Annotated in this window: 7 protein-coding genes; 4 read left to right on the top strand and 3 right to left on the bottom strand. The window is 73.6% G+C overall.

Annotated elements, in window-relative coordinates; genetic code table 11:
* Positions 1–130 precede the first annotated feature (130 nt).
* Positions 131–976, bottom strand: a complete 846-nt coding sequence (locus ACIBAD_RS02905; RefSeq protein WP_398903940.1) for a PhzF family phenazine biosynthesis protein — start codon at positions 974–976, stop codon at positions 131–133.
* A gap of 180 nt (positions 977–1,156) precedes the next feature.
* Between ACIBAD_RS02905 and ACIBAD_RS02900 the strand changes: the two genes are divergently transcribed.
* Complete coding sequence (locus ACIBAD_RS02900) at positions 1,157–1,765, top strand: PadR family transcriptional regulator (protein WP_134068358.1); 609 nt, start codon at positions 1,157–1,159, stop codon at positions 1,763–1,765.
* A gap of 86 nt (positions 1,766–1,851) precedes the next feature.
* Here ACIBAD_RS02900 and ACIBAD_RS02895 read toward each other — a convergent pair whose 3' ends face one another.
* Entirely contained in the window at positions 1,852–2,280 is a 429-nt protein-coding gene (locus ACIBAD_RS02895) for an SRPBCC family protein (RefSeq protein WP_134068357.1), read from the bottom strand.
* 170 nt (positions 2,281–2,450) lie between these two features.
* On the opposite strand from ACIBAD_RS02895, the gene ACIBAD_RS02890 reads away from it, so the two are divergent.
* Both ACIBAD_RS02890 and ACIBAD_RS02885 read left to right on the top strand, forming a co-directional pair.
* Entirely contained in the window at positions 2,451–3,422 is a 972-nt protein-coding gene (locus tag ACIBAD_RS02890; protein WP_134068356.1) for an EamA family transporter, read from the top strand.
* A gap of 163 nt (positions 3,423–3,585) precedes the next feature.
* On the top strand, positions 3,586–4,623 hold the full coding sequence (locus tag ACIBAD_RS02885; RefSeq protein WP_398903937.1) for a DMT family transporter: 1,038 nt from the start codon (positions 3,586–3,588) through the stop codon (positions 4,621–4,623).
* Here the strand turns inward: ACIBAD_RS02885 and ACIBAD_RS02880 are convergent.
* Positions 4,605–5,282, bottom strand: coding sequence for a pyridoxamine 5'-phosphate oxidase family protein (locus tag ACIBAD_RS02880; RefSeq protein ID WP_398903985.1), 678 nt, complete (start codon positions 5,280–5,282; stop codon positions 4,605–4,607). The genes ACIBAD_RS02885 and ACIBAD_RS02880 overlap by 19 nt on opposite strands.
* Before the next feature lie 64 nt (positions 5,283–5,346).
* Between ACIBAD_RS02880 and ACIBAD_RS02875 the strand changes: the two genes are divergently transcribed.
* Positions 5,347–6,678 carry an aminotransferase class I/II-fold pyridoxal phosphate-dependent enzyme gene (locus tag ACIBAD_RS02875; RefSeq protein WP_398903935.1) on the top strand — a complete coding sequence of 444 codons (1,332 nt, stop codon included), beginning with the start codon at positions 5,347–5,349 and terminating at the stop codon, positions 6,676–6,678.
* The last annotated feature ends 62 nt before the right edge of the window (positions 6,679–6,740 follow it).

Here is a 6,740-nt window from a genome sequence, read left to right as displayed (position 1 = left end):
CGCAATCCACACCAGGCCAGAAGGCCCTCACCCATTTCAAGATCCCTCAGCGGAGACCTACATCACCCGTCCACAACCTCCCTGGACAGAACACCTAGGCGGCGCCGGCGCCGGCGCTCGCTCTCGCCCGTCAGGGGCGGGCGAGCAGTTCGCCGTCGATGACGGTGACCGCGTTGCCGGTCAGGAGCGTACGGTCGCCGGCCAGCCGGACCCCGACGCGTCCGGTGCGCGCCCCGCCCTGGAGGCCGACCAGCGAGGTACGGCCCAGCCGGGCGGCCCAGAACGGGGCGAGCGCGGTGTGGGCGCTGCCGGTGACCGGGTCCTCGTCGATCCCGACGGCCGGGAAGAAGCCGCGGGAGACGAAGTCGTACCCGCGGGAGGGGTCCTCGGCGGCCGCGGTGACGATGACCCCGCGGCGGGAGTGGCCGCGCAGGGCGGTGAGGTCGGGGGTGAGCTCCCGTACGGCCCGCTCGTCCGCCAGCTCGACGAGCAGGTCGCCGACGTGCTCGGACGTGTCGTGGACGGACCGGATCTCCGCGCCGAGGGCGCTCCGTACCGCGGGGTCCGCTTCCACCGGCGTCAGCGAGGAGGTGGGGAAGTCCATGGTGATCGTGCCGTCCTCGGAGCTCTCGGGGCTCTCTGAGGTCGCGGCGGTTTCGGCCGTGAGGATGCCGCACCGCGCGGAGAACCGGATCCGCCCCGTGGCCAGGCCGCCCGTCGCGATCACGTGCGCCGTGGCGAGCGTGGCGTGGCCGCACATGTCGACCTCGGCGGTCGGGGTGAACCAGCGCAGGGCCCAGTCGGCGTCCCCGCCGGGAGGCAGCGGGCGGGCGAAGGCGGTCTCGGAGAGGTTGACCTCGGCGGCGACCTGCTGGAGCCAGGAGTCCGGGGGGAACTCGCCGTCGAGGAGGACGACTCCGGCGGGGTTGCCGCGGAAGGGGCGGTCGGTGAAGGCGTCGACGATTCGGAGGCGCATGCACCGACGGTAGGGCCGTTTCTTGAACGTCGACAAAGGCCAATCGCGGATGACTGGCCTGGTCACGCACGTGTTCGGTATGAGTTTCCGATATATCGTTGACGCATCGCGATGGGTCAACGATAGTAGAGACATCGCAAGAGCGATGACATGAAACCGAAAGACGAGAGGAGCGCAGCCATGCGTTCACACGGACAGCACGAACACGAGCACGGCCGGGGCCACGGTCACTGCGGGCCCGATCGTCGGGAGGAGTTCAAGGGGCGGCGCGCCGCCTTCGGCCCGTTCGGACCGCCCTTCGGCGGCGGCCCCTGGGGCGGGCGCGGCGGACGCGGCGGACCGCGCGGCCGGGCCCGGCGCGGAGATGTGCGCGCCTCGATCCTGGCGCTGCTGAAGGACCGGCCGATGCACGGCTACGAGATGATCCAGGAGATCGGCGAGCGCAGCGGCGGGGCTTGGAAGCCCAGCCCGGGATCGGTCTACCCGACCCTCCAGCTGCTTGAGGACGAGGGGCTCATCTCCAGTGAGAGCGAGGGCGGCAAGAAGCTGTTCACGCTCACCGACGCCGGCCGCACCGAGGCCGAGTCCGGCTCCGAGGCCCCCTGGGCCGACGCCGGGCGGGGGGTCGACTTCGAGGCGATGCACGAGGTCCGGACAGCCGGCATCGGCCTGTTCGAGGCCTTCGGCCAGGTCTTCAAGACCGGCTCGGCCGAGCAGCGCGAGAAGGCCCTCGCGGTCGTCAACGACGCCCGCAAGAAGCTCTACCTGATCCTGGCCGACGAGGACTGATCCCGGCCGGCGGAATGGAAACGGCGCGCCCCGCGAGTCCTCTCGCGGGGCGCGCCGCCGTATCCGGGTACCCGTCGGGGAAGGGGTCAGGAGACCAGGCCGGCGAGCTTGCGGAGCGACTCGTTCAGGGCGGCGGTGGCCGAGTCCTTGAGCTTGCCCGCCATGAGGGAGACGGCGGCCCCGTTGAACTCCCCGTCGATGCGGACCGTGGTGGCCGCACCGTCGGGGACCAGGGTGTACCGGGTGAGGATGGCCACGCCCATCGGGCCCTTGCCGGTGATGGCGAAGACGCGCTCGTCCTCCAGCTCGGAGACGGTCCAGGCGACCTCGGCCGGGAAGCCCATCATCTTCATGTTCTCCGCGAAGGTCGCCCCGACCGCCAGGGTCTCGGGGCCGCCCTCGGGGAAATTGGTGTGGGTCATGCTCCACTCGCCGTACGCCGCCCAGTCCGTCAGCTGGGCCCAGACCTTCGCGGCGGACGCCTCGATGCGTGATTCCGCGGTCACTTCGGCCATGCGGCCACCCCTTCTCGTCGGGTACGTCCGGCGGAACGTAGCCCCGGTGGCCGGAACATTCAATACTGACGACCTGTCAGAAATGGTCGGTCGGTCACGCCCGGTCTCGGAACCGTCTCAACAGGCGTCATGGCCGTGACGGTGCTGACCGGCCCTGCCATGATGGCCAGATGCAAGCGTCAGGGAGAAACGCCGGACTGGGCCTCGCGCTCGTCTCGGCGGTTGCGTTCGGTGGTTCCGGTGTGGCGGCGAAGCCGCTGATCGAAGCGGGTCTGGACCCGCTCCACATGGTCTGGCTCAGGGTGGCCGGGGCGGCGCTGGTGCTGTCCCCGCTGGCCTGGCGGCACCGCGACCTCCTGCTGCGCAAACCCCTGCTGCTCGCCGGGTTCGGGATCGTCGCCGTGGCGGGTGTGCAGGCCTTCTACTTCGCCTCCCTGTCGCGGATCCCGGTCGGCGTGGCCCTGCTGCTGGAGTACCTCGGCCCGGCGCTGCTGCTCGGCTGGATCCGCTTCGTGCAGCGCAAGCCGGTGACGCGGGCCGCCGCGGCCGGCGCCGCCGTCGCCGTCGTGGGGCTGGCCTGCGTGGTGGAGATCTGGGCCGGGCTGAGCCTGGATCCGCTCGGCGTGCTGCTGGGCCTCGCCGCCGCCTGCTGCCAGGCCTTCTACTTCGTCTTCGCGGACCACGGCGCCGACGGCGGCGCCGAGGACGACGTGCCGGACCCGATCGGCGTGATCGCGTACGGCATGCTCGTCGGCGCGCTGGTGATGACGGTGATCGCGCGGCCGTGGCGGATGGACTGGCAGGTGCTGGGCGGGCAGGCCGCGATGGGGGACCTGAGGGTGCCCGCGTGGGTCCTGCTCGGCTGGGTGGTGCTCATCGCGACGGTCTTCGCGTACCTGACCGGCGTGGTGTCGGTGCGCAAGCTCTCGCCGCAGGTGGCCGGGGTGGTCGCCTGCCTGGAGGCGGTCCTGGCCACCGTGTTCGCCTGGATCCTGCTCGGCGAGCACCTCTCGACTCCGCAGATCGCCGGCGGTGCGCTGGTGCTGGGCGGGGCCTTCATCGCGCAGTCCGCGCGGCCCACGCCGCCGGGGGCGGCTGATCCGGAACTGGTCGTTCTGGACCGTGAGACAACGAGGGCCTAAGGTGGCGATCATGCATTCGACCGTGCTTCCGCCTCCCGCCGCGTAGCCGCGGGCAGCCGCCCTTGCGACGAGGATCCGCCCCGGGGGAGTTCCCGGGCGGTCCGCGCTGCCCGCGAAGCGATGACCTTCCCTTTCATCCTTCACGCATGCGCGGAGCACACTCGTGTCGAACCTTTCGCCCGCTTCAGGGCGCAGTCTGCTGTACCTGGTCGTCGCCGGAGCCGCTTGGGGCACCGCCGGGGCGGCCGCCTCCCTCCTCTTCCTCGCCAGTGACCTCGGCCCGCTCGCCCTGTCGTTCTGGCGGTGCGCCGGCGGGCTGGTGGTGCTGCTGGGGGTGCTCGCCGTACGCCGGCCCCGGGGCGCCGCGGCGGCGGCGCGGCCGTCGGTGGCCTCGCTCATCGGGACGGGGCTGATGTTCACGCTCTTCCAGTCCGCGTACTTCGGCGCCGTGCGCGAGACGGGCCTGGCGGTCGGAACGGTCGTCACCCTCGGCGCCGGACCGGTGCTGATCGCGGTCGGGGCGCGGTACTGGATGGGAGAGCGGCTCGGCCGGGGCGGGGTGGCGGCCGTCGTGGGGGCGCTCGCCGGGCTCGCCGTGCTGGTCCTGGGCGGCGGGGGCGGCGAGGTGCGGCCGCTCGGCGTCGGCTGGGCCCTGCTGTCGGCCGCCGGGTACGCCGCCATGACCCTGCGGGCCCGCTGGATGGGCCGGCGCGGGGCCGGTGGGGACCCGCTGGTCACCACCGCCTGGTCGGTCGCGGTGGGCACGGTGTGCCTGCTGCCGCTCGCCGCGGCGGAGGGACTGGTGCCGCACACCGCCGAGCTCGGGCGGGTGCTGTGGCTGCTGGTGTACGTGGCCACGGTGCCGACGGCGCTGGCGTACGCGCTGTACTTCACCGGGGCCGCGGCGGTGCGGGCCGCGACGGTGTCCGTGATCATGCTGATCGAGCCGGTCAGCGCGGCCGTGATCGCCGTGCTGGTGCTCGGCGAGCGGCTGACCGGCGCCGTGGTGCTGGGCACCGTACTGCTGCTGACGGCGGTGGGTGCGCTGATCGCGGCGGAGGCGGGCAGGCCCGCGGACGGTCCTGAGGGCGGGCCGGAGGTCCGGCCCGCCCGTGCGCCTCACGGGCTGCCCGAGGCGAGTGACTCGCGTGAGCCGGGTGAGCCGGGACAGCCCTGCGGGGCTCAGAGCGCGGCGAGGTAGTCCGGGGTGGCGATGCCGGGGGCCAGGTCGTCGGCCGGGATCGGGGCGCCGTGCACCGGCGCGACCGGGACCACGCCCGACCAGTAGGGCAGGCCCATGTCCTCGGGCTCGTCGTTGGGGCCGCCGGTACGGATCTTCGCCGACACCTCGTCGAGGTCCAGGCGGATCACCGCGGTGGCGGCGAGCTCCTTGGCGTTGGCGGGCCGGGAGTCGGCCGAGCGGCCGGGAACCACGTGGTCGACGAGGGCGTCGAGGGCCATCCGTCGCTCGGCCTCGTCGGTCACCTGGTGGGCGGTGCCGTGCACGATCACCGAGCGGTAGTTGATCGAGTGGTGGAAGGCGGACCGCGCCAGCACCAGCCCGTCCACGTGCGTCACGGTCAGGCAGACGGGCAGCCCCGGGTCGGTCTGGCCGGCGGCGAGCAGCGGGCGGGAACCGGTCGAACCGTGGACGTAGAGGGTCTCGCCGACGCGCCCGTAGAGGGTCGGCAGGACCACCGGGGCGCCGTCGCGGACGAAGCCGAGGTGGCAGACGTAGGCCTGGTCGAGTATCGAATGGACCGTCTCGCGGTCGTAGCGCGCCCGCTCGCGGGAGCGGCTCGGGACGGTGCGGTCGGTGGGCTCGTAGCCGCCGCCGGTCGCCCCGGTCGTCTCGGGCATCTCTTGCGTGTCGGTGGTGGCGGTCATGGTGCGTTCTCCATTGTACTAGTGCATACTTGTCTTTGTGCTAGGAGAGTATCGGATCACAGGGCGTCGCGCATCGGATATCGCGGCGAGTGTCGAGGCGGGCGTCGGATCGGGCGCGCTGGCGCCCGGAGCGCTGCTGCCTCCGATGCGGGAGCTGGCGGGTGTGCTCGGGGTGAACCCGAATACCGTGGCCGCCGCCTACCGGACGCTGCGCGAGCGCGGGGTCATCGAGACCGACGGTCGGCGCGGCAGCCGGGTCCGGGGCCGGCCCGCGAGCGCTCCGCGCGACGAGCTGCGGGTGGCGGTGCCGCCGGGGGCGCGGGACGTGTCGTCCGGCAATCCGGACGTACGGCTGCTGCCCTCGCTGGCGGACGCCCTGGCGGGGGCGGCACGGCGGTACGCGCAGGCGCCGACGATGTACGGGGACGACCCCGTGGTGCCGGAGCTGGAGCGGCTGGCCCGGGCCGACTTCGACGCCGACGGCGTTCCCGCCGGCCCGGTGGGGGTGACCTCGGGCGCACTGGACGGGATCGAGCGGGTGCTGGCCGCGCATCTGCGGCCGGGGGACGCGGTGGCGATCGAGGATCCGGGCTGGGGGAGCGTGCTGGACCTGGCGGCGGCGCTGGGGCTGCGGGTGGTCCCGGTGGCGGTGGACGACGACGGGCCGGTCGTCTCCGCGGTGGAGCGGGTGCTCGCGGAGGGCGCGCGGGCCCTGCTGGTGACGGCTCGGGCGCAGAACCCGACGGGGGCGGCCGTCAGCGCCGAGCGGGCGGCGGAGCTGCGCGGCGTGCTCGCCCGGTACCCGGAGGTGCTGGTGGTCGACGACGACCACGGGCACGCCATCGTGGACCTGCCGCTGCACTCGCTCGGCGGGGTGACCCGGCACTGGGCACTGGTCCGTTCGACGGCGAAGGCGTACGGACCGGACCTGCGGCTGGCGGTGCTGACCGGCGACGCCGTGACCCTGGACCGGGTGCGGGGGCGGCAGCGGCTGGGCCCGGGGTGGGTGAGCCGACTGCTCCAGTACACGGTGGTCGAGCTGTGGAACTCGGAGGCCGTCGACCGGGCGGCCGTCGCGCGCTCCTACGCCGAGCGGCGGGACGCGCTGGTCGCGGCGCTGCGGGAGCGGGGCGTGGCGGCGCACGGGCGCAGCGGGATGAACGTGTGGGTGCCGGTCGCCGACGAGACCGGGGCGGTGACACGGCTGCTCGCCGCGGGCTGGGCGGTGGCCCCGGGCAGCCGGTTCCGGGTGGAGTCGGGGCCGGGCGTACGGATCACGGTGTCGGCCGTCCAGCCGGGTGAGGTACCGGGGCTGGCGGCAGCGGTGGCCGCGTCGGTCCGCCGCACGACGGGCGGCCGCTTCGACTGACGCATCCGCCCGCGCAGGGCCCACCCGGGGCAGCCGCCCTCCTCCGCGGTTTCGAAGGCTCG

It is taken from the genome of Streptomyces sp. NPDC051109 (genome assembly GCF_044455885.1).
Classification (GTDB): domain Bacteria; phylum Actinomycetota; class Actinomycetes; order Streptomycetales; family Streptomycetaceae; genus Streptomyces.
Note: the sequence above shows the minus strand (reverse complement) of the source record. Positions and strands in the feature narration are given on the sequence as shown.

Bases quoted from the DNA above. Each gene is read 5' to 3' on its own strand.
- ACIBAD_RS02905 (WP_398903940.1), bottom strand. From the start codon at position 976: ATGCGCCTCCGAATCGTCGACGCCTTCACCGACCGCCCCTTCCGCGGC.
- ACIBAD_RS02900 (WP_134068358.1), top strand. From the start codon at position 1,157: ATGCGTTCACACGGACAGCACGAACACGAGCACGGCCGGGGCCACGGT.
- ACIBAD_RS02895 (WP_134068357.1), bottom strand. From the start codon at position 2,280: ATGGCCGAAGTGACCGCGGAATCACGCATCGAGGCGTCCGCCGCGAAG.
- ACIBAD_RS02890 (WP_134068356.1), top strand. From the start codon at position 2,451: ATGCAAGCGTCAGGGAGAAACGCCGGACTGGGCCTCGCGCTCGTCTCG.
- ACIBAD_RS02880 (WP_398903985.1), bottom strand. From the start codon at position 5,282: ATGCCCGAGACGACCGGGGCGACCGGCGGCGGCTACGAGCCCACCGAC.